Annotated in this window: 27 protein-coding genes, 2 pseudogenes and 1 riboswitch; of the genes and pseudogenes, 14 read left to right on the top strand and 15 right to left on the bottom strand. The window is 62.7% G+C overall.

The genetic code is table 11. The features are described 5' to 3' along the window. Positions 1-53 precede the first annotated feature (53 nt). The 6 genes from QTJ18_RS12730 to sugE all read left to right on the top strand — a co-directional run bounded on the left by QTJ18_RS12730 (position 54) and on the right by sugE (position 5147). Entirely contained in the window at positions 54-1181 is a 1128-nt protein-coding gene (locus QTJ18_RS12730; RefSeq protein WP_252754611.1) for an S-(hydroxymethyl)glutathione dehydrogenase/class III alcohol dehydrogenase, read from the top strand. Positions 1182-1288: 107 nt separating this feature from the next. Next, positions 1289-2518 carry a methyltransferase domain-containing protein gene (locus QTJ18_RS12725; protein WP_252754612.1) on the top strand — a complete coding sequence of 410 codons (1230 nt, stop codon included), beginning with the start codon at positions 1289-1291 and terminating at the stop codon, positions 2516-2518. Between the two features lie 4 nt (positions 2519-2522). Beyond that, complete coding sequence (locus QTJ18_RS12720) at positions 2523-2996, top strand: YaiI/YqxD family protein (protein ID WP_252754613.1); 474 nt, start codon at positions 2523-2525, stop codon at positions 2994-2996. Further along, positions 2993-3655 carry a DUF1345 domain-containing protein gene (locus tag QTJ18_RS12715; protein ID WP_252754614.1) on the top strand — a complete coding sequence of 221 codons (663 nt, stop codon included), beginning with the start codon at positions 2993-2995 and terminating at the stop codon, positions 3653-3655. Before QTJ18_RS12720 ends, QTJ18_RS12715 begins: the two co-directional genes overlap by 4 nt. Before the next feature lie 23 nt (positions 3656-3678). Continuing rightward, positions 3679-4512: an S-formylglutathione hydrolase gene (fghA, locus tag QTJ18_RS12710; protein WP_252754615.1), complete on the top strand. Its 834-nt coding sequence runs from the start codon at positions 3679-3681 to the stop codon at positions 4510-4512. Between the two features lie 320 nt (positions 4513-4832). After that, on the top strand, positions 4833-5147 hold the full coding sequence (gene sugE, locus QTJ18_RS12705) for a quaternary ammonium compound efflux SMR transporter SugE (protein ID WP_252754616.1): 315 nt from the start codon (positions 4833-4835) through the stop codon (positions 5145-5147). Between the two features lie 108 nt (positions 5148-5255). Here the strand turns inward: sugE and QTJ18_RS12700 are convergent, their stop codons facing one another. The 6 genes and pseudogenes from QTJ18_RS12700 to crcB all read right to left on the bottom strand — a co-directional run bounded on the left by QTJ18_RS12700 (position 5256) and on the right by crcB (position 8977). Continuing rightward, complete coding sequence (locus QTJ18_RS12700) at positions 5256-5744, bottom strand: hypothetical protein (RefSeq protein ID WP_252754617.1); 489 nt, start codon at positions 5742-5744, stop codon at positions 5256-5258. Positions 5745-5866: 122 nt separating this feature from the next. After that, complete coding sequence (locus tag QTJ18_RS12695) at positions 5867-6655, bottom strand: ATP12 family chaperone protein (RefSeq protein ID WP_252754618.1); 789 nt, start codon at positions 6653-6655, stop codon at positions 5867-5869. A 10-nt stretch (positions 6656-6665) separates the two neighbouring features. Beyond that, positions 6666-7325, bottom strand: coding sequence for an HAD-IA family hydrolase (locus tag QTJ18_RS12690; RefSeq protein ID WP_252754619.1), 660 nt, complete (start codon positions 7323-7325; stop codon positions 6666-6668). Next, positions 7322-8035: pseudogene (locus QTJ18_RS12685) on the bottom strand (RluA family pseudouridine synthase); the annotation flags it as partial. The gene QTJ18_RS12690 and the pseudogene QTJ18_RS12685, both read right to left, overlap by 4 nt. A gap of 119 nt (positions 8036-8154) precedes the next feature. After that, a pseudogene (locus tag QTJ18_RS12680) lies at positions 8155-8478 on the bottom strand (RluA family pseudouridine synthase); the annotation flags it as partial. Positions 8479-8599: 121 nt separating this feature from the next. Continuing rightward, on the bottom strand, positions 8600-8977 hold the full coding sequence (crcB, locus tag QTJ18_RS12675) for a fluoride efflux transporter CrcB (RefSeq protein WP_252754621.1): 378 nt from the start codon (positions 8975-8977) through the stop codon (positions 8600-8602). Between the two features lie 113 nt (positions 8978-9090). Here crcB and QTJ18_RS12670 point away from each other — a divergent pair, with 113 nt between their 5' ends. Continuing rightward, positions 9091-9366 (top strand): hypothetical protein, encoded by a 276-nt coding sequence (locus QTJ18_RS12670; RefSeq protein WP_252754622.1) that lies wholly within the window; start codon positions 9091-9093, stop codon positions 9364-9366. A 38-nt stretch (positions 9367-9404) separates the two neighbouring features. Here QTJ18_RS12670 and QTJ18_RS12665 read toward each other — a convergent pair whose 3' ends face one another. Both QTJ18_RS12665 and QTJ18_RS12660 read right to left on the bottom strand, forming a co-directional pair. Next, complete coding sequence (locus QTJ18_RS12665) at positions 9405-10421, bottom strand: copper chaperone PCu(A)C domain-containing protein (RefSeq protein WP_489667259.1); 1017 nt, start codon at positions 10419-10421, stop codon at positions 9405-9407. Positions 10422-10564: 143 nt separating this feature from the next. Then, on the bottom strand, positions 10565-10936 hold the full coding sequence (locus QTJ18_RS12660) for a hypothetical protein (RefSeq protein WP_252754624.1): 372 nt from the start codon (positions 10934-10936) through the stop codon (positions 10565-10567). 220 nt (positions 10937-11156) lie between these two features. Then, positions 11157-11244, top strand: a riboswitch (glycine riboswitch). A 157-nt stretch (positions 11245-11401) separates the two neighbouring features. Here QTJ18_RS12660 and gcvT point away from each other — a divergent pair. The 4 genes from gcvT to QTJ18_RS12640 all read left to right on the top strand — a co-directional run bounded on the left by gcvT (position 11402) and on the right by QTJ18_RS12640 (position 16472). Further along, on the top strand, positions 11402-12553 hold the full coding sequence (gene gcvT, locus QTJ18_RS12655; protein ID WP_489667254.1) for a glycine cleavage system aminomethyltransferase GcvT: 1152 nt from the start codon (positions 11402-11404) through the stop codon (positions 12551-12553). 77 nt (positions 12554-12630) lie between these two features. Continuing rightward, positions 12631-12993: a glycine cleavage system protein GcvH gene (gene gcvH / locus QTJ18_RS12650; RefSeq protein ID WP_252754625.1), complete on the top strand. Its 363-nt coding sequence runs from the start codon at positions 12631-12633 to the stop codon at positions 12991-12993. Further along, positions 12993-15857, top strand: coding sequence for an aminomethyl-transferring glycine dehydrogenase (gcvP, locus tag QTJ18_RS12645; protein ID WP_252754626.1), 2865 nt, complete (start codon positions 12993-12995; stop codon positions 15855-15857). The genes gcvH and gcvP overlap by 1 nt, the downstream gene beginning before the upstream one ends. 246 nt (positions 15858-16103) lie before the next feature. Further along, positions 16104-16472 carry a flagellar basal body protein gene (locus QTJ18_RS12640; protein ID WP_252754627.1) on the top strand — a complete coding sequence of 123 codons (369 nt, stop codon included), beginning with the start codon at positions 16104-16106 and terminating at the stop codon, positions 16470-16472. Between the two features lie 111 nt (positions 16473-16583). Here the strand turns inward: QTJ18_RS12640 and QTJ18_RS12635 are convergent, their stop codons facing one another. The 4 genes from QTJ18_RS12635 to QTJ18_RS12620 all read right to left on the bottom strand — a co-directional run bounded on the left by QTJ18_RS12635 (position 16584) and on the right by QTJ18_RS12620 (position 20076). Beyond that, positions 16584-17402 (bottom strand): ferredoxin--NADP reductase, encoded by an 819-nt coding sequence (locus tag QTJ18_RS12635; protein WP_252754628.1) that lies wholly within the window; start codon positions 17400-17402, stop codon positions 16584-16586. 160 nt (positions 17403-17562) lie between these two features. Further along, complete coding sequence (locus QTJ18_RS12630) at positions 17563-18066, bottom strand: DUF934 domain-containing protein (protein ID WP_252754629.1); 504 nt, start codon at positions 18064-18066, stop codon at positions 17563-17565. Positions 18067-18082: 16 nt separating this feature from the next. Further along, positions 18083-19753, bottom strand: a complete 1671-nt coding sequence (locus tag QTJ18_RS12625; RefSeq protein WP_252754630.1) for a nitrite/sulfite reductase — start codon at positions 19751-19753, stop codon at positions 18083-18085. An 8-nt stretch (positions 19754-19761) separates the two neighbouring features. After that, positions 19762-20076 (bottom strand): DUF2849 domain-containing protein, encoded by a 315-nt coding sequence (locus QTJ18_RS12620; RefSeq protein WP_252754631.1) that lies wholly within the window; start codon positions 20074-20076, stop codon positions 19762-19764. 295 nt (positions 20077-20371) lie between these two features. On the opposite strand from QTJ18_RS12620, the gene QTJ18_RS12615 reads away from it, so the two are divergent. From QTJ18_RS12615 to QTJ18_RS12605, 3 genes are read left to right on the top strand one after another with little or no spacing between them, the layout of a single operon-like run. Then, positions 20372-20959, top strand: coding sequence for a deaminase (locus QTJ18_RS12615; RefSeq protein ID WP_252754632.1), 588 nt, complete (start codon positions 20372-20374; stop codon positions 20957-20959). 22 nt (positions 20960-20981) lie between these two features. Further along, positions 20982-21878 (top strand): nucleoside triphosphate pyrophosphohydrolase, encoded by an 897-nt coding sequence (mazG, locus tag QTJ18_RS12610; RefSeq protein ID WP_252754633.1) that lies wholly within the window; start codon positions 20982-20984, stop codon positions 21876-21878. Then, entirely contained in the window at positions 21875-22657 is a 783-nt protein-coding gene (locus tag QTJ18_RS12605; protein ID WP_252754634.1) for a hypothetical protein, read from the top strand. Before mazG ends, QTJ18_RS12605 begins: the two co-directional genes overlap by 4 nt. Positions 22658-22697: 40 nt before the next feature. On the opposite strand, the gene hflX is transcribed toward QTJ18_RS12605, so the two are convergent. The 3 genes from hflX to trkA all read right to left on the bottom strand — a co-directional run bounded on the left by hflX (position 22698) and on the right by trkA (position 26184). After that, entirely contained in the window at positions 22698-24038 is a 1341-nt protein-coding gene (hflX, locus tag QTJ18_RS12600) for a GTPase HflX (RefSeq protein ID WP_252754709.1), read from the bottom strand. A gap of 361 nt (positions 24039-24399) precedes the next feature. Then, complete coding sequence (hfq, locus tag QTJ18_RS12595) at positions 24400-24642, bottom strand: RNA chaperone Hfq (RefSeq protein WP_046792193.1); 243 nt, start codon at positions 24640-24642, stop codon at positions 24400-24402. Between the two features lie 165 nt (positions 24643-24807). Then, positions 24808-26184 (bottom strand): Trk system potassium transporter TrkA, encoded by a 1377-nt coding sequence (gene trkA, locus QTJ18_RS12590; RefSeq protein ID WP_252754635.1) that lies wholly within the window; start codon positions 26182-26184, stop codon positions 24808-24810. Between the last annotated feature and the right edge of the window lie 38 nt (positions 26185-26222).

The following is a 26222-nucleotide window of genomic DNA, read 5'->3' as shown; positions in this document are numbered from 1 at the left end:
TGCAGCGCATGCCACAACCGGTGCCGGAATCACTGAACTGAGGGAGAAATTCCATGGATGTCCGCGCTGCTGTCGCCGTTCAAGCCGGCAAACCGCTTGAGATCATGACCGTACAGCTCGAAGGGCCGAAGGCCGGCGAAGTTCTGGTGGAGGTCAAGGCCACCGGCATCTGTCACACGGACGATTTCACCCTGTCCGGCGCCGATCCGGAAGGCCTGTTTCCAGCCATCCTCGGGCATGAAGGCGCCGGCATCGTCGTCGACGTCGGCCCGGGCGTCACCTCCGTGAAGAAGGGCGACCACGTCATTCCGCTCTACACGCCCGAATGCCGCGAATGCCCCTCCTGCCTGTCGCGCAAGACCAATCTGTGCACCGCCATCCGCTCGACGCAAGGCCAGGGCGTGATGCCGGACGGAACCTCGCGTTTCTCCATCGGCAAGGACAAGATCCATCACTATATGGGCTGCTCGACCTTCGCCAATTACACGGTCCTGCCGGAGATCGCGGTGGCCAAGGTCAATCCCGACGCGCCGTTCGACAAGATCTGCTATATCGGCTGCGGGGTCACCACGGGCATCGGCGCGGTGATCAATACCGCCAAGGTGGAGATAGGATCGACTGCGATCGTGTTCGGCCTCGGCGGCATCGGCCTCAACGTCATCCAGGGCCTGCGGCTGGCCGGGGCCGACATGATCATCGGTGTCGATCTCAACAATGACAAGAAGGAATGGGGCGAGCGCTTCGGCATGACGCATTTCGTCAATCCGAAAGAGGTCGGAGACGATATCGTGCCCTATCTCGTCAACATGACCAAGCGCGGTGCCGACCAGATCGGCGGCGCCGATTACACGTTCGACTGCACGGGCAATACCAAGGTCATGCGCCAGGCTCTGGAAGCCTCGCATCGCGGCTGGGGCAAATCGGTGGTGATCGGCGTGGCCGGCGCCGGCCAGGAAATCTCCACCCGCCCCTTCCAGCTCGTCACGGGGCGCAGCTGGATGGGCACGGCCTTCGGCGGCGCACGCGGCCGCACGGATGTGCCGAAGATCGTCGACTGGTATATGGAAGGCAAGATCGAGATCGACCCGATGATCACGCACACCATGCCGCTCGAGGACATCAACAAGGGCTTCGAGCTCATGCATGGCGGCGAGAGCATTCGCAGCGTCGTCCTCTACTGACAAGGCTCTGCGCTGGCGCCCGCGCTCTAAAGTGCGGGAGGTAGCGCAGGCGCCAAACGTCAGGGCAGCAGATGGCGTCGTTCAGGCGGCGCGCAACAGGAGCCGTCATGTCGGAGCGCATCGTATCAGGGTCGGTCAGGGGAGATGGAAGCACCGCGCAGGGCCATGGCTTTCACGTCTCCAGAAAATCCTGCGGGCACTATCTGGTGGTCTTCCAGCCGCCGCTGCACATCGTCAGGCGCGGCGACGTGCAGTTGATCGGCGATCGGCACGGCTCCTCCCTCTCCGCCGTGCTGCGCTCCTATGACGGGCTGCATGCTCTGATCGAAGTCGCGGCGGCGGACGGAGCGGCTCAGGATGCGGATTTTTCCTTCGTCTTCTGCGGTCAGGCCCATTCTGCGCGCGGCGATCTGGCGGGACAAGGCGTCGGCGGGACCATGAATGTGGTTGCCGATCCGGCGATCGGCAGCCCGCCTCCGGTGCTGAACTTCCCGCCGCATGACCGCTCGCCGCAAGCTTCGACCGGCGATCGCAGCTGGCCGGTCCATGCCGAACCCCTGGTTGCCGCCCAGCAGGAACAGATCGCCCGCCTGCAGGCAATGATGCGCGACGTCTTGCAGCCACTGCAGGCCGAGAACAAGATGCTGCGGTCACGTCTGTCGTTGCTCAAACAGCAGAAGGGCGAGGCACCGCCGCCGGCCAGCGATCGCCTGCCGGTAACCTATGGCCTGCCGGCGGCGCTCGCACTGGCGAAGCTCTTCGACAGATTCGAGTTTGAGACGGTTCTCGACCTGGGTCCAGGCTGGCAGGAGCGTGCCGCTGCCATGCTGGCAGCCGGCCGCGCGGTAACCACCGTCCTCCCGGAAGAGGCGGAGGCCGACGGTGCACCGCAGGCGCTGTCCATCCGGCGGGGCACGATCCATTCAGCGCTTCTGCCGGTCAGCTTCGATTGCATCATTGCCGCCCATGTCCTGCATCGCGAGCGCGATCCGCAGCGTTTCCTGCGCCGGCTGCACGATCTTCTGCCCGAGCGGTCCATCCTCGCCATCACGGTGCCGGCGCTGCGTTACCCGATGCTGCATGGCGAGCTGTCGATCTGGAGCGCCGGCCTGCTTCTCTACCACCTCATTCTCGCGGGCTTCAATTGCGGCGAGGCGAAGGTCCTGACGCAAGGTGAGGAGATTTCCGTGATCCTCGAGAAAGAGACGATCGAGGCTTGGGGGAACGGCGATCCGCTGCCGCCGCTTGCCAGCCTGCGCCGTTACCTGCCGTCCCGGGTCGATTTCGTTCTGGATCCCGCCTGTTTCAACGGCGATATCGTCAATCTGGACTGGTGACGCGATGATCTATGTCGATGCCGATGCCTGCCCGGTCAAGGCCGAGATCCTGAAGGTTGCCGAACGCCACGGCATTGCCGTGACCTTGGTTGCCAATTCCGGCCTGCGGCCAAGCCGTGACCCCATGGTGATCAACGTCATCGTCTCCGGCGCCTTCGACGCCGCCGACGACTGGATTGCCGAACGCGCAGGCGCGGGCGATATCGTCGTCACCGCAGACGTGCCGCTTGCATCGCGCTGCGTGGCCGCCGGTGCGCTCGTCACCGGTCCTTCCGGCCGCGTCTTCGACGAAACCAATATCGGCATGGCAAGCGCCATGCGCGATCTCGGCGCCCATCTGCGCGAGACCGGCGAAAGCAAGGGTTACAATGCCGCCTTCACGGCCCGCGACAGGTCAAGCTTCCTCTCCACGCTCGATCGCCTCTGCCGCCGGGCCAGATCCGTCTCCGGCGCGGCAAGCCCGGACCCACGTCCATGACCAATGTCCTCGGCCGCTTTCGTCATCGGCGGCAAAGCCCTTTCTACGCCGCCGGCCTGGCGGCAATTCTCGCCCTTCCCCTTCTGCTCGCGGTCACGCCGCGCTTTGCCGTTGAAATTGCCGCCATCCTGTTTTTCCTCGTCTACCTCTCCATTGTCGCCTTGCGCATGCCTCACCTGACAGCGGATCGGCTGAAGACGAGCCGGGAGCGCGACGATGCGCCGGCCTATTCCATCCTGGCGGTCACGGTGCTGGCCGTGGTGGTGGCGATCGGCGCCCTGTTCAACGCCATCAACAGGGCCAATCAGCGCAGCCTGTTCGAGGTCGCCCTCGCCTTTGTTTCGGTGATCGGCGGCTTTCTCACCATCCACATGATGTTCGCCATGCATTATGCCCATCATTATTGGCGCCACGTGGCGGATGAGACGGGGGGCCTGCATCTGCAGGGCGGCCTGAGCTTTCCGGAAACGCCCGAACCCTGCGGCTATGATTTCCTCTATTTCTCCTTCATCATCGGCATGACGGCACAGACCTCCGACGTCACGATCACCGCAACGGCGCTCCGGCGGATCAACCTGCTGCACAGCCTCCTGTCGTTTTTCTTCAATACCGTTCTTGTCGCTGCCGCCGTCAATGCGGTCATTTCGCTCGGCAGCTGATCACCAGAAGAGGACCTTCCACCATGAAAATCCTGTCGCAGAACACCGCCTTCGGCGGCATGCAGGGTGTCTTCCAGCACGATTCGCAGGCCTGCCATTGCGAGATGACATTCGCCGTCTTCGTGCCGCCGCAGGCGATCCACGAAAAGCGGCCGGTCCTGTGGTATCTGTCCGGCCTGACCTGCAGCCATGCCAATGTGATGGAAAAGGGCGAATATCGCCGGCTCGCCGCAGAGCTTGGCCTGATCATCGTCTGCCCGGATGTGAGCCCGCGCGGCGACGATGTGCCGGACGAGAAGACCAATTGGCAGATGGGCAAAGGCGCCGGCTTCTATCTCGATGCGACGCAGGCCCCATGGGCCGAACATTATCAGATGTATCGCTATGTCACGGAGGAACTGCCGGAGCTCGTGGCGCAGCAATTCCGGGTCGACATGGACCGCCAGGGCATATTCGGCCACTCCATGGGCGGTCATGGCGCGATGACGATCGCACTGAAGAACCCCGAGCGGTTCCGCAGCTGCTCCGCCTTCGCCCCGATCGTGGCGCCGATGACGGCCGACTGGTCGGAGCCGGCCTTCGAGAAATATCTGGGGCCGGACCGCAGCGCCTGGCGTGCCTATGACGCCTGCGCGCTGGTGGAAGATGGTGCCCGCTTCCCGGAATTCCTGATCGACCAGGGAACGGCGGACGGTTTCCTCGACAAGGGCCTGCGGCCCTGGCTGTTCGAGGAGGCGGTCAAGGATACGCAGATCAAGCTGACCTTGCGCATGCAGGAGCGCTACGATCACTCCTATTACTTCATCTCGACCTTCATGGACGACCATCTCCGCTACCACGCGGAACGGCTCGCCTAGGGACCGGTGGACACTTTGCCATCAGGGTCGGCATGAGCACGGCCACGCAGCCGGCCGGGGATGCAAGCGGGTAATGCCCAGCGGCTGATGACGGTTTCTGGCGGCGGCTGGCGGCGGCTGACGACAGGCGCTCCCTTCAAGCCCGAGCCGGCGGCGCCTGCCTTGCGCCGCCCAAAATTTTTCGCTCCGGCTCATCTTGAAGGCGGGAGCCGATGTCCCACATCAGGGGCACGCGGACGACCGCGGGCGCCGGAGAAATGCAATCCGGAGCAATCCTTCGGCGGGGACGACCCTGCTCCATCGAGACGGAGCACATGTTCATGCCCTGGTTTTATCTTATCGTCGCGGGACTTCTCGAAACGGGCTGGGCCATCGGCCTCAAATATACCGAAGGCTTTACCCGGCCGCTTCCCACCATCCTCACCATCACCGTCATGGCGGCCAGCATCGCCCTGCTCGGTATCGCGGTGCGCGATCTGCCGGTCGGAACCGCCTATGCCGTGTGGACGGGGATCGGCACGGTTGGCGCCGTCATCCTCGGAATGGTGCTTTTCGGCGATCCCGTACATCCGCTGCGCCTGGCTTGTCTCGGCCTGATCCTTGCGGGAATCATCGGCCTCAAACTCGCCGGCTGAGGATCGACAAGGAAGCTGCCGGATGCCTGTCCTCGCAATGCCGGGCATCCTCCTCAAAATCCATGGCCTCCGGCTTTCGTCGTGAGGCCAGCCCCTGCCGTTGAGGGATCAGGGAAACAGGGCGCTGGCGAGAGTGGATGAGGATGTCGTGTCCAGCCGGAACTCCCGCGCGACCCTTTCGGCAATCCGCTCGGCCAGCCGCTGATCGGCATGCTGCCCGCTGAAAGCAAAACTCGACACCGTGAAAGTGCCGGCGGCCAGCGGCTCTCCATTGCCGACGGCGGTCGCCTTGACGAAGATCTCGGCTTCGAACCGGCCGCCGATCACCAGGGGAACCTGCCGGGTCTTGAGAATGCGCACTGTCAGAATGGCGCGCAGCAGGAGATTTTGGCGGAAGGTCGCCCTGATCGCTTCGTCCACCAGTCGGTCGGTCCGGCCGATCAGGCCCGCCGACACGTCGGCCCGTGCCGTGACGAGAGCACCCCGCACATCATAAAGCAGAGGCTCTGCCGGGCGATCCCCTGCGGCCATGCGGAAGCTGCTCAGCAGCATGAGGCTCAGGACAAGGATGGTCGATCGGACGAGCAAGAGCGACATGGAGCACCTGGACAGGATTGTCCCGATGATCCGAAAACAGCGTTAGAATAGCGTTAAGATCGGCCCCAGCGCACACGACGCTGCGTTAATTCTCCGGCGGGCGGGCGTCCTTAACCGCAGCTTCAGCGCGCCGGGCGAAGCGCCGAGAAGACCGCGACGGCAGCCTGCAGTTCCAGCAGCCGCTTCTGCCGGCGCGCCTCCGCCTCCAGATCCGTTCCCCAGTGTTCGTTCGTCCAGTCTTCTTCCAGATGCGCCAGGTGCCAGACCTCGTCGGCCGACAGGAATCCTTTTGCAAAGGCAAGGGTCAGGAGGGCCGAGCCGGACAGGGTGGTGATCATGTGCAGGGCCGCAAGTTCCAGCGGCGTCGCGTAGGACTTCAAAGCTTCAGCCAGCGCCGCGACGGCCTCGGCAGGCTGTTCCTGCGGCATGACGCCCTCGATCAGGATGAAGCGGGCGCCCAAGGCCTCCGCCGCCCAGTCGAGCACGGGATCCCACATCTGTGCCTGCCTGGCCACAAGTTCGGCCGGAGTTTCGGCGCGGTAGCAGAGCATGTCGCTTCCCGAGAAGCGAACAATGTCGTCGAAGACAGACTGCGGATCATTGGCGACGCCATCCAGCGCCGTGTTGACGAGGCGCGTCACCGGCATGGTCAGCGGGTCGATCACCTCCGCCTGCGCGGCCCATTCGTCGACGAGGATCGCGCCAAGCTGCGACGTCGGAACGACAAGGGCGTTCTTGGCCGGCGTCTTCACCGGTTTGCCGTCGAGATGGATGGCATGCCCCTCGTCCAGCGCGCGAAGCGTGACATGGGTATAGAAGCGCTTGGGCAGCGGCTTGTGCATCTGTATCTGCGCCCGGCGCGTCGGATCGGGATGGCTCAGGCCCTGGGGCAGATCGAACAGGTCTCGCATGAGATCAAGATTATCCTTGCAGAATATGGCTCAAAAGGGCGCGGGGATGATCGACGATCGCGTCGGCGCCTGCATCTTGCAACTGCGCAACGGAGGCGTAACCCCAGGACACGCCAAGGGCGGTCGCGCCGGCTGCCTTGGCCATCTGCATATCGTAAATCGCATCGCCAATGACAAGGGTCTGTTTCGGACCGATGCCCATCTCCTCGCAGCATTCGCTGACCATTGCGGGGTGCGGCTTGGACGGGCAATCATCGGCCGTGCGCGCCACGACGAACCATTGGCCGAAGTCATGGGTCTTCAGCACCAGATCAAGCCCGCGGCGAGACTTGCCGGTCACCGCACCGACAATGATATCGTCTCGTGGCCCGATCGTCTCGATTACGTCCCGGATGCCGTTAAACAGCGGCTCGCGGAAATTCATGTCGGTGCGCACCGTTGCAAACAGCGACTTGTAATAGGCCATCATCCGCACGGCCTCGTCATCCGCATGCGGCTTGCCCTGCAGCCGCGCAATGGCGATGTCGAGCGTCAGGCCAATGATCGACTTGGTCTCCTCGATCTGCGGCGTGCGGTAGCCGAAATGGGCGAAGGTCCGGCACATGGTTTCGTGGATCAGGGCCGCACTATCGACCAGCGTGCCATCGCAGTCGAAAAGAACCAGTTTCATGCATCATCCCCCTCGCCCAGGCTCTGATCGAAACCGAGCAGGTTCCAGCTCTGCACCATGTGCGGCGGCAAAGGCGCGGTCACGCGCAGGCGTCCGCCGGAGGGGTGCGGGATATCGATATGGCGCGCGTGAAGATGCAGACGCTTCTGGATGCCGCCCGGAAAATCCCAGTTCGGGTCGTCGATGAAATATTTCGGATCGCCGATGATCGGATGGCCGAGATGCAGGGCATGCACACGCAGCTGATGGGTCCGCCCGGTATAGGGCTCCATTTCCAGCCAGGCCAGGCGCTGGGCCGCCGTCTCGAGGACGCGGTAATAGGACACGGCGTGATCGGCGCCCTCCTCGCCATGCTTTGCGATCCGCATGCGATCGCCGTCGGGCGTCTGCTCCTTCACCAGCCAGGTGGAGAGCTTGTCCTCATGCTTGCGAGGCACGCCGCGCACCAGCGACCAATAGGTCTTCTTCGTGTCGCGTTCGCGGAAGGCGGCCGTCAATTTCTGCGCAGCGCCGCGCGTGCGGGCGATGACGAGGACGCCGGACGTGTCGCGGTCGATGCGATGCACGAGCCTCGGCTTCTCGCCTTTCGGACTGACGAAGGCATCCAGCATCTGGTCGATATGCCGTGTCACGCCGGAACCGCCTTGCACCGCAAGGCCCGCCTTGTTGAGGACGATCACCTTGTCGTCCTCATGCAGGATCATCCGCGCGAAGTCGAAATGCGATGTTTCACGAGCCTCGGCTTCTCGCCTTTCGGACTGACGAAGGCATCCAGCATCTGGTCGATATGCCGTGTCACGCCGGAACCGCCTTGCACCGCAAGGCCCGCCGGCTTGTTGAGGACGATCACCTTGTCGTCCTCATGCAGGATCATCCGCGACAGAAGTTCGAAATCGCCGGAATGTTTCAGATCGCGCCCGGCAATCGGCCCGGTTTTCTTGGCATCCACATCGAGGGGCGGAACGCGCACGACCTGGCCCGGCTGAACCCGCGCATCGGATTTCACCCGTCCGCCATCGACACGCACCTGGCCGGAGCGCAGCAGTTTCTGCAAGGGTCCGAAACCGAGGCCCGGATAGTGCACCTTGAACCAGCGGTCGAGGCGCATGCCGGCTTCATCCGCCTCGACGCGAATATGCTCGATGCCTGCCATAAGATCTCTTTCGTTCTGGATTGGCCGTCTGGCGGCCTTGGGCCCAGCCTTTAGATGATTTTGCCGGCAAAGGGAAAGCAGAAATGCGCCCCGAACGGCCTGCCAACCCGACGGAACCGCGCTATAGCATGGCGCGGCCGACACCCAGACCGGCGAATGTTGCCAGAAGCGACAGGATAACGCTTGTCGCAATATAGGCGAATGCGGCCGTCGCGGCACCGCGCTCGATCAGTGCCACCGTATCCAACGAGAAGGAGGAGAACGTGGTGAACCCGCCCAGTACGCCGACGACGATGAAAAGGCGCATCTCCATCGAGGCGTTCAGCTTGCGCGCAATCAGTTCGCTCAGGAAGCCGATGGCGAAGGATCCGAGGATATTCACCGTCAGCGTGCCCCAGGGAAAGGACAGACCCAGGAGCCGCGTCATCAAAATTCCGGTCAGATAGCGGAAGACGGAGCCGATTGCCCCTCCGGCCGCCACGAGAAGAATGTTTACCATGATCTGACCCGGCACTGAAAAAAGCAGAGTTGTGTCGCATTCGAGCGATTGACTTAAGCCGCGCCCAAGACGCCGGCCTCTATCCTGTCTTATCGAAGGAGAAGAGAGATGTCATGACCCAGGTGCTGTCGGTATCGGCTTTCACGGCCGCCTATGCGATGGAAGCGGCCAAACCGGCCCGCCGCGTCTCGACGGCCGACCAGGTCAAGGATGCGCGCATCGAAGCCGAGAAGAACGAGATTCGCAAGGCGGGAGCCGATGCGGCCGATGTCGCGGGCCTGATCCCGGCCGTTGCCCTGGCGCTCGATGTGAGTGACAGCCGCAATGGAGCGACCCAGCAGCAGCATATGACGCCAAGGCAGGCGGAAGACGCCTATCGCGAGATTTGAGCGCGCGGCAGGCATGACCCCGCCGCGCGCTCCTTATGCTACTTGCGTGCCGGCCCTGCGGCTGAGACTGGAAGATCGACCTCGACCTGGCCGGCTTTTTCGAAGCTGAAGGTGACGGGAACGGTCTGCCCCTGCTGGAAAGCATCCTTCACCTTCATGAACATCATGTGCAGGCTGCCCGGCTTCAGTTCGACCGTGGCGCCGGCGGGGATTTCAATCCCCTTGTCCAGCTGGCGCATGACCATGACGTCGCCATTCATCGCCATTTCGTGCAGTTGCACCTCGCCGGCACGCGGAGAGGATGCGGCGACGAGGCGATCCGCCTCCTTGCCGCTATTGGTGATCGTCACATAGCCGCCGCCCACCGGCTGCCCCGGCAGCATGGCCTTGAGATAGCCGGCCGACAGGCTGAGCGCGCCGAGCTGCGTCACTGCCATGGCCGAGCCGGCCTCAGCAGCGGGAGCGGCCTTGTCCGTCGCCGCACCGTGATCCATGCCGGCATGGGCCGAATGATCCATGCCCGCATGCGGGTCGCTTTCGGCCGTGTCACCTGCGGCGATCATCAGAACCGGTGCCGGATCCTTCAGTGCATGCGGATCGGCGCCCGGTGCAGCAACCTCATCCCACCGCTCGGTCTCGGTTCCACAATATTGCACGGTCTTGAACGGCAGGGCGGTGCCCGCCGCCACGCCGGACAATTTGCCCTGGATCTGGAACACATCGTAATTGTCATCCGGCAGATTGCCGTTCTTCCACCGGATCTCGATGGGGCCGGAAGCGACCGACTTGCCGTGATTGTCATAGGGCTTGGCATAATCCCCCTTGACGATCTCGATCTCCCAGCCGGCCTTCGGCTGGGGCTTTGCGCCATAGAAGCCGTCGGGAAGGCTCACCCGAACCTCATTGGTGGGCTTGCCGGCGCAACCATGCGGCACCTGCAGCTGAATGACCACATAGCTCTCCGGCTTGGCCGGACCATTGGCAAGGGTGACATGCGCCGATGCGCTGCCGGCCATGCCAAGCACTGCCGTGCCGAGCGCCAGGGCCCGCTTCATCAGTGTCATCGTCTTTGGTGTCGTCGTCTTTGGTGTCATTGTCTGTAGGTTCATTGTCTGCGATTTCATTGTCTGTCCTCCGCGGCGAGGCGCACGGCCTCCAGCCGCTCTGATCCTGGTTTACTGTCGATTGAAAAGTCGGATCAGGCCGCAACAGGGGGCGCGCGGCAGCGGGGCGCGGGTATGGACGATCCGCCGATGACCGCGGCGATCTCCGGTAAGGCATTGAGAAGGCTCGAAGCATGGCAGGCCAGGCTCGCCTGCGTTGCTGGCGCCGGCAGCATGGCGGAAGCGCAAAGCAGGCAGACCTCGCACAGGACGCCCTTCAGCGGCCTGTCATCCTCCCCCGCCTGCGTGCAGAGGGTTGCGAAGCTGCCATCCGGCAGGGCGTAATCCGCATCCTGCGTGATGGCCGCGGCGAGCGGCGGCGCATGATGGGCAAGACCGAGCGACAGGAAGACGGCGGCGCATAAAAGCCGCAGCAAAATCTCCCATCTTCGAATCGTGATCCGCATCGTCATCCCCTTGAGACGAGACACCCTTAGGACAAAAAAATCGCGCATGCAAAGGCAGGAATGTCGCGCCCCCCAAGCGTCGCTGAGCTGCTCCCTGGGCCCGCTCGACGAGCCCTCTCCCGGCCCGCAAAATCGTCCAGGGCCTAGACGAGGAGCGGTGGAATTCGTGTCCGTGGCGGTTTTTGCCTCTTGCCAAGCCGGGGGCCTCTCCCATAATGAGCGCGACCCGCTGGGAGAAACCGCTTCGATGCGGCGCCGAAGGAGCAACCGCCCCGGAAACTCTCAGGCAAAAGGACCAGCGGGACGACAGGACTCTGGAGAGAAGCCCTTGAATTGCGGGGGGCTCGCCGAAGGGATAACAATCTCAGGCGCGAAGGACAGAGGGGGCTCACACCGAAGGCGCAGCCGCGCCAGACACTGAGCCCGTGCGACCTTCGAGGTGCGCACATGACCTGGAGGCGTTTCTTGACCGATCAAGGCCCACTCTCTGCCACTCCCCTTTCCACCACGCCTCTTCATGCGCTTCACCTGGCGCTCGGCGCGCGGATGGTGCCCTTTGCAGGCTATGACATGCCGGTGCAATATCCCGCCGGCGTTCTGAAGGAGCATTTGCAGACCAGAACCAAGGCCGGCCTGTTCGATGTGTCGCATATGGGCCAGGTCATCGTGAAGGCCGCATCGGGCTCCTATGCCGATGCCGCTCTGGCGCTGGAAAAGCTGGTGCCGGTCGATATTCTCGGTCTGCGGGAAGGCCGCCAGCGCTACGGCTTCTTCACCAATGAGACCGGCGGCATCCTGGACGATCTGATGATCACCAATCGCGGCGATCATCTTCTCGTCGTCGTCAACGCCGCCTGCAAAAGCGCCGATCTTGCCCATATGCAGGCCAACCTTGCCGGCTGTGCGGTGACGCTTCTCGAAGATCGGGCGCTGATCGCGCTTCAGGGTCCCGCGGCCGAGGCGGTGCTGGCCTCGCTTGCTCCCGAGATTGCCGCGATGAAGTTCATGGATGTGCGCGACGTGACGCTTGCCGGCGCGGCCTGCATCGTTTCCCGCTCCGGCTATTCCGGTGAAGACGGTTTCGAGATCTCCGCACCCTCCCATCAGGCCGAGGCGCTGGCCAGGGCCTTGCTGGATCATCAAGACTGCGAGGCGATCGGCCTTGGCGCCCGCGATTCGCTTCGCCTGGAAGCCGGACTGTGCCTCTATGGCAATGATATTGACGAGACGACGAGCCCGATCGAGGCGTCGCTGGAATGGGCGATCCAGAAGGTCCGTCGCGCGGGCGGCGAGCGCGCGGGCGGCTTTTCGGGTGCCGAGCGCATTCTCGCCGAGCTTGCCGATGGTCCGGCAAGGCGTCGGGTCGGTCTGCGGCCGGAGGGCAAGGCACCGGTGCGTGCGCATGCAAAGCTTTTCGCCGATGCCGAGGGCCGCGAGGAACTGGGCGAGGTCACGTCCGGCACCTTCGGGCCGTCAGTCGAAGCGCCCGTTGCCATGGGTTACGTGCCGGTGGCCTATTGCGAGACCGGCCGGCAGATTTTCGCCGAAGTTCGCGGCAAGTATCTACCGGTGACGGTTGCCGCTTTGCCCTTCATCACGCCGACATACAAGCGGTGACGACCCGGAAGGGTCCTGCCGCGGCTTGCTTCCTGCTCAACAAGACTACCGAATTTCCTTCAGAGAGGTCCCATATCATGCTGAAATTCACTGCGGAACACGAATGGCTGAAGCTTGAAGGCGATGTCGCAACCGTTGGCATTACGAGCCATGCGGCCGACCAGCTGGGCGATCTCGTTTTCGTCGAACTGCCGGAGGTCGGCGCGAGTTTCGACAAGGACGGCGAAGCTGCAACGGTGGAAAGCGTGAAGGCGGCCTCCGACGTCTATTGTCCGCTGGCTGGCGAGATCGTCGAAATCAACGAGGCGATCACCGCCGATCCGTCGCTGGTCAATTCCGATCCGCAGGGCAAGGGCTGGTTCTTCAAGCTGAAGCTCAACAATGTGGCCGATGCCGACAATCTCATGGATGAGGCCGCCTACAAGGAGTTGATCGGATAATGTCTGACACTCGCGATTTTCATTTCACCGACTACCAGCCCTATGACTTCGCCAACCGGCGTCATATCGGTCCCTCGCCGTCCGAAATGGCAGAGATGCTGAAGGTCATCGGCTATTCCTCGCTCGATGCCCTCATCGATGCCACGGTGCCCGCCTCTATCCGCCAGCGCGAGCCGCTGGCCTGGGGCGCGGCGCTGACGGAGCGCGAGGCGCTGGATCGGCTGCGCGAAACCGCCAACAAGAACCAGCCGCTCACCTCGCTGATCGGCCAGGGCTATTACGGGACCATCACGCCGCCGGTCATCCAGCGCAACATTCTGGAAAATCCCGCCTGGTACACGGCCTATACGCCCTATCAGCCGGAAATCAGCCAGGGCCGGCTGGAAGCGCTTCTGAACTTCCAGACGATGATCTGCGATCTCACCGGGCTTGACGTCGCCAATGCCTCGCTTCTCGATGAGGCGACGGCGGCGGCAGAAGCCATGGCGCTCTGCCAGCGCCAGGCCAAGTCGAAGGCCACCGCCTTCTTCGTGGATTCCGCCTGCCATCCGCAGACCATCGCGCTGATCGAGACCCGCGCGGCGCCGCTCGGCTGGACCGTGGTGGTCGGCAACCCGTTTACCGATCTCGATCCCGTCGACGTGTTCGGCGCCATCTTCCAATATCCGGGCACGCACGGGCACGCCCATGACTTTTCCGGGCTGATCGCCCGCCTGCACCAGACCGGTGCCGTCGCGGCCATGGCATCGGATCTTCTGGCCCTGACGCTTCTGAAGTCGCCGGGCGAAATGGGCGCCGATATTGCCATCGGCTCCTCGCAGCGCTTCGGCGTTCCCATGGGCTATGGTGGTCCGCATGCGGCCTTCATGGCCGTCAAGGATGCGCATAAACGCTCCATGCCGGGCCGTCTCGTCGGCGTTTCGGTGGATGCGCGTGGCAACCGCGCCTATCGTTTGTCGCTGCAGACGCGCGAACAGCATATCCGCCGCGAAAAGGCGACATCGAACATCTGCACGGCGCAGGTTCTGCTGGCGGTCATGGCCTCCATGTACGGCGTCTTCCATGGGCCGGAGGGCCTCAAGGCGATCGCCCAGCAGGTGCACCGCAAGGCGGTCCTGATGGCCAAGGGGCTGGAAAAGCTTGGCTATACCGTTGAGCCGGAAACCTTCTTCGACACGATCACCGTCGAGGTCGGCCATATGCAGGGCCTGATCCTGCGGGCGGCCGTGGCGGAGGGCGTGAATCTTCGCAAGGTGGGGACGACGAAGATCGGCATGGCGCTGGACGAGCGGACCCGGCCGGTCACGCTGGAAGCCGTGTGGCGCGCCTTTGGCGGCAATTTCAAGGTCTCCGATTTCGAGGCCGACTACCGCCTGCCGACCGAGCTCCTGCGCAAGAGCGCCTATATGACGCATCCCATCTTCCATATGAACCGGGCGGAAAGCGAGATGACCCGCTATATCCGCCGGCTCTCGGATCGCGATCTCGCGCTTGACCGCGCGATGATCCCGCTGGGGTCCTGCACGATGAAGCTCAATGCCACGGCGGAAATGCTGCCGATCACCTGGCCCGAATTTTCCGACATGCACCCCTTCGCGCCTGTCGATCAGGCCGCGGGCTACAAGGAAATGATCGAGGATCTGTCGGCAAAGCTCTGCCAGATCACCGGCTATGACGCATTTTCGATGCAGCCGAATTCGGGTGCGCAAGGCGAATATGCAGGCCTGCTGACGATCCGCAACTATCACATTGCCCGCGGCGATACGCATCGCGACGTCTGCCTCATTCCGACCTCGGCACATGGCACCAATCCGGCCTCCGCGCAGATGGTCGGCATGAAGGTCGTGCCGGTCAAGGCGAGGGAGAATGGCGATGTCGACCTTGACGATTTCCGCGCCAAGGCCGAACAGCATGCCGCCAATCTCTCGGCCTGCATGATCACCTATCCGTCGACGCATGGCGTGTTCGAGGAGACGGTGCGGGAAATCTGCGAGATCACCCATCGCCATGGCGGCCAGGTCTATCTCGACGGCGCGAACATGAACGCCATGGTCGGCCTGTCGCGGCCGGGCGATATCGGCTCGGATGTCAGCCATCTCAACCTGCACAAGACCTTCTGCATTCCGCATGGCGGCGGCGGTCCCGGCATGGGTCCGATCGGCGTGAAAGCCCATCTGGCTCCCTATCTGCCCGGCCATCCCGAATGGGAGGGACGCGAGGGCGCGGTTTCGGCGGCGCCTTTCGGTTCGCCGTCCATCCTGCCGATCTCGTGGTCCTACTGCCTGATGATGGGCGGCGAGGGTCTGACACAGGCGACCAAGGTGGCAATCCTCAATGCCAACTATATCGCCGCCCGGCTCGCCGGTGCCTATGATGTGCTCTATAAGTCGGCAGCCGGACGCGTGGCGCATGAATGCATCATCGATACGCGCCCGCTCAATGCGTCGGCCGGCGTCTCCGTGGACGATATCGCCAAGCGCCTCATCGATTGCGGCTTCCATGCGCCGACCATGAGCTGGCCGGTGGCCGGCACGCTGATGATCGAGCCGACGGAATCGGAAACCAAGGCCGAGATCGACCGGTTCTGCGATGCCATGCTCGCCATTCGCGACGAGGCACGGCAGATCGAGGAGGGCAAAATGGATCGGGAAAACAACCCGCTCAAGCATGCTCCCCACACAGTGGAGGATCTGGTCGGCGAATGGAACCGCCCCTATTCCCGCGAGCAGGCATGTTTCCCGCCGGGCTCCTTCCGCGTCGACAAATACTGGTCGCCGGTCAACCGCATCGACAATGTCTATGGCGACCGCAATCTTGTCTGCACCTGCCCTCCCATGGAGGATTATGCGGAAGCGGCCGAATAGGCCCGCAGGCGCGAATGCTGCAGCGGATTGATCCTGCAGAACCCCCTTGCTTCCTTGCGAGGGGGTTTTTTCATGCCATCAGCCAGTGGATACTTCTGGAACAGGGCATTGCGATCCGGTTAACCGCGCGCATGCAATCTTCTCGCCCTTTACCCTCCATCAAGAGTAAGGCGCGATGCGGCGCGACAGGCTGCGCGCCTTCCCTATAGTGCGCATCAGGCAGATTTGCCTGGAGAGGTGGAAACGATGAGCATCAGCGCTGTTACGACGACCGCACTGTCAGGCATGCAGGCACAGGCGACGCGCATCGCAGCAACGGCAAGCAATATCGCAAACGCCGGCACAGCCGGCGCTTTGCGCCTCTCCACCCAATTCACCGCCCTGCCCTCGACCGGTCCGGCCAGTGGTGGCGTGACGGCCAGCGTTCACGCAAAGCCCGTCGATGCGGGGCCCATCTCTCCAGAACCCTTGTCTGACGCCAGTCTGCCGGGCGCCGGTTTCGGCCGGGACATGACGGACCTGATCAGCGCAAGCCTGGAATACAAGGCGAATGCCATAGTCTTCGATACCGGCGCGGATCTGTGGGATCTCCTGGCAAGCATCCGGCGCGACTGATGCGCGCCAGGGCTCAATAAAAAAGGTCCGGCGCATGGCCAGACCTTCATGTTCGGCGTCGAAATTTCAAGTCCCGCACCGAATATCGGTTCCGCTCACCGATCTTTTGTATCAGCCGACAAAAGCGCGTTCGATGACGAATTCGGCCGGCTTGTTATTGGCACCTTCGGTCAGGCCGGCTTTCTCCAGCAATTCCTTGGTGTCCTTCAACATGGCGGTCGAGCCGCAGATCATGCCGCGATCGACAGCCGGATCCAGCGGCGGTACGCCGAGGTCGGTGAAGATCTTGCCGGTCTCGAGGAGATCGGTGATGCGACCCTGGAAGGGATAATCCTCCCGCGTCACGGTGGGATAATGCTTCAGCTTGTCGCCAACGATCTCGGCCAGAAATTCATGGTTGCGGATCTCATCCATCAGGTCAAAGCCGTATTTCAGCTCGGCAACCTCGCGGCAGGTATGGGTGAGGATGACTTCCTCGAACTTCTCGTAGGTTTCCGGATCACGGATCAGGCTGGCGAAGGGAGCGATGCCGGTGCCGGTCGAGAACATGTAGAGACGCTTGCCGGGCGTGAGCGCATCCAGCACCAGAGTGCCCGTCGGCTTCTTGCGCATGAGCACCGTGTCGCCCGGCTTGATCTTCTGAAGATGCGAGGTCAGTGGACCATCCGGGACCTTGATGGAGAAGAATTCCAGCTCTTCATCCCATGCGGGGCTGGCAATCGAATAGGCGCGATAGATCGGCTTTTCGCCAACCATCAGGCCGATCATGGCGAACTCGCCCGAGCGGAATCGAAAGCCGGCGGGACGCGTCATCCGGAAGCGGAACAGATGCTCCGTATAATGCTCGACAGCCAAAACCGTCTCGGCATAGACGCCATCGGGAATGGGCGCCTTGGCGGCAAAATCTTCTGTCTTGGCGGAAACGTTCATGCCTGTCGTCTCGTTTCAAATGTTCTTGTTGCGCCTGCGATTATACCATCTCGGCGTCTTTTTGAAGGGATCCGCGTGGATATGCCGCGCCCCCCGGTCAAAAAGAGGGGAAGAGCCATCATGTTTTCCAGAAGGCTCCCGTCGATTGTTCTGATCGCGCTCAGGCCGTGCGCCGGCGCCAGCTATAGCCCTGCCCGCCTGCCGCGGATCGCGCAGCCGGCTGATAGTGCTCGTTGATGCCCGGCAGCCGATTGTCCGCCAGCCGCTTCAAAGCGGTCTCGTTGGTCACGGCGAAACTGTCGAAGCCGCAGCGCAGCATCAGCGGAATCTGGTCGATCAGCACGTCGCCGATCGCGCGCAACTCGTTGCGATAGCCGAGCCGGTCGCGCAGCAGCGAGGCGTGGCTGAAGCCACGCCCATCGTTGAAGGCGGGAAATTCGACGGCGACCGTCTCCAGGCGATAGAGATAGGGCTCCAGCCGGGACACGTCGTCCGACGGCTTCACCAGAACGCCGAAGCTGACATCATTGCTGGCATCCGCCTGCTCTATCAGTTGATCGAGCGACAAGAGCGGCCGCTCGTCGCCCTCCGCCTTCTTCTCCTCGGTTTCGATGACCCAGGGATCGTTCTCGACGAAGCCGGTTTCTTTCCAGATGCGCGTCATGTCCGTATTCCCTTCCTCAGGCCGCTCTTGCCGCTTCGCCATAAAGCGCGTCCTTGAACGGCTGCGGCCCGACGCGACGATAGGCGTCGAGGAAGGTCTCCTCCTTCGACAGGCGAAGGCCGAGATAGGTATCGACCACTTTTTCCACGGCATCGGTGACCTTGTCCGGCTCGAATCCGCGGCCGATGATCTCGCCGATCGAGGTGTTCTCGTCGGCGGAACCGCCGAGCGTAATCTGGTAGAGTTCGGCACCCTTCTTCTCGACCCCCAGAAGGCCGATATGGCCGACATGGTGATGGCCGCAGGCATTGATGCAGCCGGAGATCTTGATCTTCAGCTCGCCGATATCGGCCTGGCGTTCGAAGGAGCCGAAGCGCTGCGACAGCGATTGCGCGACGGGAATGGAGCGCGCATTGGCCAGTGCGCAGTAATCCAGCCCGGGACAGGCGATGATATCGGTAATCAGGCCGGCATTGGCCGTCGCAAGACCCTGTGAGACAAGAGCGCGGTAGACCGGCTCCAGATCCGCCAGCGCCACATGCGGCAGAACCACATTCTGCTCATGGCTGATGCGGATCTCGTCATGGGCATACTCCTCGGCAATATCGGCGATCGCCTCCATCTGCCGGTCGCTGGCATCGCCCGGAATACCGCCGATCGGCTTCAGCGAAATCGTCACCATGCCATAATCGGGATGCTTGTGCGGCTGCACATTCTGCTGCACCCAGCGGGCGAAATTCTCGTCCGCCTTCTTCCAGCCGGCCAGCTGTGCCCAGCCTTCCGGACGCTCCGGCAGCGCCGGCGGCTCGAAATAGGCGGCGATCGCCTGGATGTCGGCATCCGGCAGCTTCAGTTCGCTGCCCTTCAGATGGGCGAATTCCTGCTCGACCTGGCGAGCAAGTTCCTCGGCGCCTGTCTCATGCACCAGGATCTTGATGCGCGCCTTGTATTTGTTGTCACGCCGGCCGTGCAGATTGTACACGCGCATGATCGCCGTCGTGTAGGACAGAAGGTCCTCCTCCGGCAGAAAATCGCGGATCTTCTTGGCCACCATGGGCGTGCGGCCCTGGCCGCCGCCGACATAGACGGCAAAGCCGATAGCGCCCTCGTCATTGCGCTTGAGGTGCAGGCCGATATCGTGGACCTGGATGGCGGCACGATCTCGCTCGGCGCCGGTCACCGCGATCTTGAACTTGCGCGGCAGGAACGAGAATTCGGGATGGACCGACGACCACTGCCGCAGGATTTCCGCATAAGGCCGCGGATCCGCCACCTCGTCGGCGGCAGCCCCGGCGAAATGATCGGCCGTGACATTGCGGATGCAATTGCCAGATGTCTGCAGGGCATGCATTTCGACCGAGGCAAGCTCGGCGAGAATGGCCGGCGTATCCGAGAGTTTAGGCCAGTTATACTGGATGTTCTGGCGCGTGGTGAAATGTCCGTAGCCGCGGTCATAGGTGCGCGCGATATGCGCCAGCATCCGCATCTGGCGGGCGTTCAGCGTGCCATAGGGAATGGCCACCCGCAGCATATAGGCGTGAAGCTGAAGATAGACGCCGTTCATCAAACGCAGCGGCTTGAACGCATCCTCCGCCAGTTCGCCCGAAAGTCGCCGCTCCACCTGATCGCGGAACTGGTCCACGCGGGCGGAGACAAAGGCGTGGTCGAATTCGTCATAACGGTACATGGAGGTCCTCAGGCTGCGATAAAGGCTGGATCGGCGGCGGCGAAACCATCGGCATAATCCATCGTGGGACCGGCCGCCCGGATGCGCTCGCGCAGCCGAAGGGGCCTGATCTGCCCATTGACCTCTTCCACTTCAATGACATTCACGTCAACGACCAGATTGGCGGAGAAATCACGCTTGCCGATCGCCTCAAGCGAGGCGGCCGCCTCGGCATGGCGCGCCACAAGAGCGTCCTGCAGACGTTCCGTCCATGCGCCGCTCGCATCCAGCCAGACTGCGATCCCGTCGGTGAGCCGGTTGGCCGTCAAAACCTTCTCCGTCATATCTTCCGTCTTTCCTGTCAGTCGACGGCCGGCCTTTGCGAGGCGCAGCCGCAGTCACGATTGCCGACACTATGCCAGAAGCGCGGCCGAACTTGAAGGAACGCCAATCCTTTGAGCCGCAAAGGCTTGCATTTCTGTTCCGGCTATTCCCGAAGGCTGAGAAAATGACACCCCCTGCCCGCCAGCGCCGCCTATCCACACCTGTCGCTTCCGGCAAGCGATGCGAGGGATTTATCGCACGCGCCCCAGGCACTAAGATCGAGTCTCGTCATCATTGCGGCAGGAGCCAGAACACGTGAGCAGCAGAACCATCGCCCCCACCCTTATGGACGTGATCGAACAGGATATCATTCCGCTCACCGACCGGGGCGTGCGCCAGGGAAACAAGGTGTTCGGCGCGGCCATCCTGCGCAAATCCGATCTCTCGCTGGTGCTTGCCGAGACCAATAACGAGCTCGAGAACCCGCTCTGGCATGGCGAAGTGCACACGCTGAAGCGTTTCTACGAAATGGGGGAGCGTCCGGAAACGAAGGATCTGATCTTCCTGTCGACCCACGAACCCTGCACCATGTGCATGTCGGCCATCACCTGGGCCGGTTTCGACAATTTCTACTACTTCTTCAGCCACGAGGAATCGCGCGACGCCTTCTCGATCCCGCACGATCTGAAGATCCTCCACGAGGTCTTCGGTCTGGAGCCCGGCGGTTATCGCCGACGGAATGCATTTTTCACCGCCTTCTCGATTGCCGATCTTGTGGAGAGCGAGGATCCGGCCGAGCGCGAGGCGCTGCGCGCCCGCATGCTCGCCATCCGCCAGCGCTATGACAGCCTCTCCGCAACCTATCAGGCCAGCAAGGCCGATAATTCCATTCCGCTGAACTGAGTTGAACCCGAAAGGACCGACCATGGAACCCTCCAAGGAGATCGCTCGCCTTCTCGATTTGATGGCGGCCCTGCGCGATCCAGTATCCGGCTGCCCATGGGATGTCGAACAGACCTTCGAAACGATCAAGCCCTACACGATCGAAGAAGCCTATGAAGTGGCAGACGCGATCGAGCGCCGCGATCTGGACGACCTGAAGGACGAGCTGGGCGACCTGCTGTTTCAGGTGGTCTTCCATGCGCAGATGGCATCGGAAATTGGGGAATTCTCCTTCGGCGATGTGGTCGAGGCGGTGATGACGAAGATGATCCGCCGCCATCCGCATGTCTTTGCCCGCGCCGATGCAAGCTCGCCCGATGCGGTCAAGCGGCAATGGGAGACGATCAAGGCGGAGGAAAAGCGCGAGCGGGCGACACGCCGGGCAAGGCGCGGCATTACCGAGGATTTCAAGGCCGGCCATCTGGGCTCCGTGCCGCGCAGTCAACCGGCGCTGACGGAGGCGCTGAAACTGCAGGAGCGTGCCGCGAAAGTCGGCTTCGACTGGTCCGAGCCCGAACCCATCCTCGACAAGATCGAGGAGGAAATCGCCGAATTGCGCGAAGCGCTGAAGGCGGGCAGACCGGAGAAGGTGACGGACGAATTGGGGGATCTGATCTTTGCCCTGGTCAATATCGGCCGGCATGTTAAGGCGGATCCGGAACAGGCACTGCGGGGAACCAATACCAAATTCCGTCGTCGTTTCAGCCACATAGAAGCATGTCTTGAGAAAGATGAAGTTCCACTTGAAGCGGCCGGCCTGGAGCGGATGGACGCGCTTTGGGACGATGCCAAACGTCTGGAGCGCCTGGAGCTCACAGAACCCAGGGAGGATGCGAGCGCCTCCGAGCCTTCCCGCCCGATGCGCGCCGAGAAAGAATGACCGGGATCTTTCGCCGCATACCGGTTCTCGGCGCCGCCATTGCGCAACTCCTCGGCCTTGCCGCGGGAGCCGCCGGCGTCATGCTGGTGACACCCACTCTCGGGCCACAGGCGGCAAGGCTTGCAGGTCTTGCCCTGCACTGCGCCGTCGCACTCGCCGCCACGCACCGGCTCGGCCTGCCGCGCTGGTGGCTCTGGATTGCGGTGCTGTTTCCGCTGCTGGTGCAACTGGCTCTGTCCTTCCAGAACAGTCCCGCCTGGCCCTTTGGCCTGGCTTTCCTCGTGCTTGCCCTGTTTTTCTCCAATACCGCGCTCGGCCGCGTGCCGCTCTACTTGAGCAATCGGCAAACGGTCGACGCCCTGAAAGCGCTGATGGCGGAGAAAGCGGCGACGCGTTTCATCGATCTCGGCTCCGGCCTTGGCGGTGTCGTTCGCGCGCTCGATGGAGATGGTCGATGCGCCCGGGGCGTCGAGACGGCTCCCATGAGCTGGTTGATCGGCTGGTGCCTGTCGCGCCTGCAGGGTCGCGGCGAGATCCTGCGGCAGGACCTCTGGAGCACCGACCTTGCGCAGGAGGATATCGTCTATGCCTTCCTATCGCCCGAACCGATGCCGAAGCTCTGGGAGAAGGCGAAACGCGAGATGAAGGCGGGAAGCCACTTCGTCTCCAACAGCTTTGCCGTTGACGGCATTGATCCCGACGAGGTCTGGGAACTCGCCGATCGGCGCGGCACCCGGCTTTTCATCTACCGGATGAGCGCCGAGCACCACCTGCCGTGACAGCAATTCGTCACGACAGGATCGCACGGCCGTGGCGGCCTTACCGCTCCCAGTCTTCCTTTGCCGGCACGGGGAACAGGCCGAGCTTGCGCTCCAGCGCATTGGCCTGGCTTTCCGACAGACGAAGATCGAAGGCGACCGAACCGTCCTCGCGATCCTCACGCGCCTCAACCATGGCATTTTCATAGACCCAGGACATCAGGGACAGCTGATCCGGCGACAGGACGATCGTCGCTTCGGTCAGGACGCCCGACAGCCGGCGTGAGATCTCCGCCATCAGGGCGTCGATGCCTTCCCCGTTGATCGCCGAAACGGCCATGACATTGCTGCGCCCTGCCGCCTTCTCCGCCATGGCGTCATGCGCTTCCGGCTCCAGGCGGTCGATCTTGTTCCAGACCTCGAGAATGCGCTCTTCGCGTTCCTTCTCGTCGATGCCGAGATCGTCGAGAATGCGCAGGACATCGCCCGATTGCGCCGCATTGTCCGGATCGGACATATCGCGCACATGGAGCACCAGGTCGGCCTCGAGCACTTCCTCCAGCGTGGCGCGGAAGGCCGCCACCAGATGCGTCGGCAGATCGGAAATGAAGCCGACCGTATCGGACAGGATCACGGTGCGGCCATGCGGCAGCTTCATGCGGCGCAGCGTCGGGTCGAGCGTCGCAAACAGCATGTCCTCGGCCAGCACGCCGGCGCCGGTGATCCGGTTGAACAGCGTGGATTTGCCGGCATTGGTATAGCCCACCAGCGCGACGATCGGATGGGGCACCTTGCGCCGCTTGGCGCGGTGCAGCTGGCGCGTCCGCACCACTTGCTCCAGCTCGCGCTCGAGCTTCAGGATGCGCTCCTGCAGCAGCCGTCGGTCGGCCTCGATCTGGGTTTCGCCCGGACCGCCCATGAAGCCTGCGCCGCCGCGCTGGCGCTCCAAGTGGGTCCAGCTGCGGACAAGACGGCCCTTCTGGTAGTTCAGGTGGGCGAGATCGACCTGCAGCGTGCCTTCCTTGGTGGAGGCGCGCCGGCCGAAGATTTCCAGGATCAGCCCGGTGCGGTCGATGACCTTGGCCTGCCATTCCTTTTCCAGATTGCGCTGCTGCACGGGCGTCAGTGGATGATCGACGATGACGAGGCCGGCATCATGCTCATCCAGCAGGGCCTTGATCTCCTCGATCTTGCCCGTGCCGATCAGCGTGGCCGGCCGTGGCTGGCTGACCTGCACGATAATGCCCCGGACGATGGTCAGGTCGATGGCGCGTGCAAGGCCGGTCGCCTCTTCCAGCCGGCTCTCATCCGACCGCCGCGGCGCCGGCGTGAGAGCTTCACCGGATGCAGAGGCTGACGCTCTGGGCTGTTTGAGGACCGGCACCAGGACGAGCGCGCGCATATCGTCGCGGCGGCGCTCCATCTCGGGTACCAGAAAGTCTTGTGTCGTATCGCGTGTGGTGGTTATGACCGTCGTCCCGTAAAAACGTCCGGCTCAGCCGGATCTCTGACCTGCGGGCGGAATGGCGAAGGATGGAAGCGGCGTTCGCCGCAAACCGTGCTCTGGCCGCTCGCCTGCCCGCTCCTATCGTTGATCGCAGCGATGGCTCTTGATCGACCCGACCAGACGACACCACGATCCAAACGCCAGAACCGCCGACACTGTCGGCGGTGTTCCTCTGCGGCGGGCCGTCTGCAATCGACGCCCGCACTGACTAGATGGAGATTGTGGGCCGTCGAATCAACCGGGAAGGATCATTCGATCAGGCTGCATTTTCCTCGGTCTCGAACATCTGCAGGGGCTGGCCCGGCATGATGGTGGAGATTGCATGCTTGTAGACGAGCTGCGAATGCCCGTCCCGACGCAGCAGGACGCAGAAATTGTCAAACGAGGTCACCACTCCCGTCAGCTTGACGCCGTTGATCAGAAAGATGGTGAGAGAAATCTTCTGCTTCCTGACCGTGTTGAGAAACAGATCCTGAAGATTTTGAGAACGTTCCGCCATAGCGCCGCTTTCTTCTTTGTTGCCGGCCATTGGGCCGGGATATTGATCACGCTCGGAAGGACAACGCGAAACCCTCTCCTGCCCTCGTCGCCCGAAATCTGGTTAGCAAATCGATCCATTTTCCGCAACGTCGAATAACGGCGCGCGGTTGACCATGCACCGGGATCAGAAATATTGGATCGAGACTCGAAACAGCTGCTCGACATCCTTGACCGATTTGGAAGTGGCAAACAGCACCACCCGGTCACGCGCCTTGATCTTGGTATCGCCATCCGGCCGGATGACGGTGTTGTTGCGGAAAATGGCACCGATGCGGATGCCGGCCGGCAGTTCGAGCTCCCGGAATGGCCGACCGACCAGCGGCGAGGTTTCCAGTGCCTCGGCCTCGATGACCTCGGCCACGCCGTTCTGCACCGCATAGACCGAACGTATCCGGCCTTTGCGGACATGCTGGAGAACCCGCGAAATGGTGACTGCGCGCGGATTGATCAGCGAATCGATATTCAGCGAATTCGACACTTCGCCCAGCGAAGACGAGTTGACGAGGACGAGGTTGGACTTGCAGCCCAGCGCCTTGGCCATCACGGCGCTCAAGACGTTCACCTGATCGCTATTGGTGAGCGTCACCATCAGGTCGGCATCCTGGATATCGGCCTGCTGGAGGATATTCTGATCCAGGGCCGAGCCATGCAGCACCACCGTATGGCGCAGCTTTTCCGACACTGCGGCAGCGCGATCGCGTTCATGCTCGATGATCTTTACGCGCGTCTTCGGCTGCATTTCCTCGATCCGCCGCGCGACATATTGGCCGATATTGCCGGCACCGGCGATGACGATCCGCGCCGCCTCCTGCTCCTCATGCCCGAACAGGCCCAGAGTGCGCCGCGTATGGTCGCGCTGGCAGATGACATAGGCCAGATCGCCGGCCTGCAGCTGGTCGGAAGAGCGGGGCACCGTCAGCCGGCCCTGGCGGAAAATGCCGACGACGGTCGCAATCAGATCGGGAAACAGCTTGCTCAGCTGCTCCAGCGGGGTGTTGATGACCGGGCAGTCCTCCATGCATTCGATGGCGACCATGGCCACATGGTCGTCGGCAAACCGCACGACATCGGTCGCGCCGGGAAAGGAGATGCGCCGCAGCACCATCTTGCCGACCTCGATCTCCGGCGAGATCGTCACGTCGATCGACATGTTCTTGCTGCTGAAGAGATCCGCATATTCCGGCAGAAGATAGCTTTGCGCCCGGATACGGGCGACCTTGGTCGGGACATTGAACAGCGCATGCGCCACTTCGCAGGCGACGATGTTCACCTCGTCGTAGAGTGTCACGGCGATGATCATGTCGGCCTGCTCGGCGCCGGCCTTCGACAGGATATCCGGATGCGCACCGTGCCCGACATAGCCGCGCACATCCAGCGTATCGGTGATGACATTGATGAGCGCCGCCGAGGTATCGATCACCGATACATCATTGTCCTCCTGGGACAAACGCTCGGCAATGCCGTAGCCAACTTGCCCGGCGCCGCAAATGATGACTTTCATGCTCTGCCTTCCTGTGCAGGAGGATGCGCGCCCGCTCG

The sequence above is a fragment of the Rhizobium sp. SSA_523 genome (genome assembly GCF_030435705.1).
Lineage (GTDB): Bacteria > Pseudomonadota > Alphaproteobacteria > Rhizobiales > Rhizobiaceae > Neorhizobium.
The sequence above is the reverse complement of the archived record's forward strand: the minus strand, read 5'-3'. Positions and strand labels throughout refer to the sequence as shown.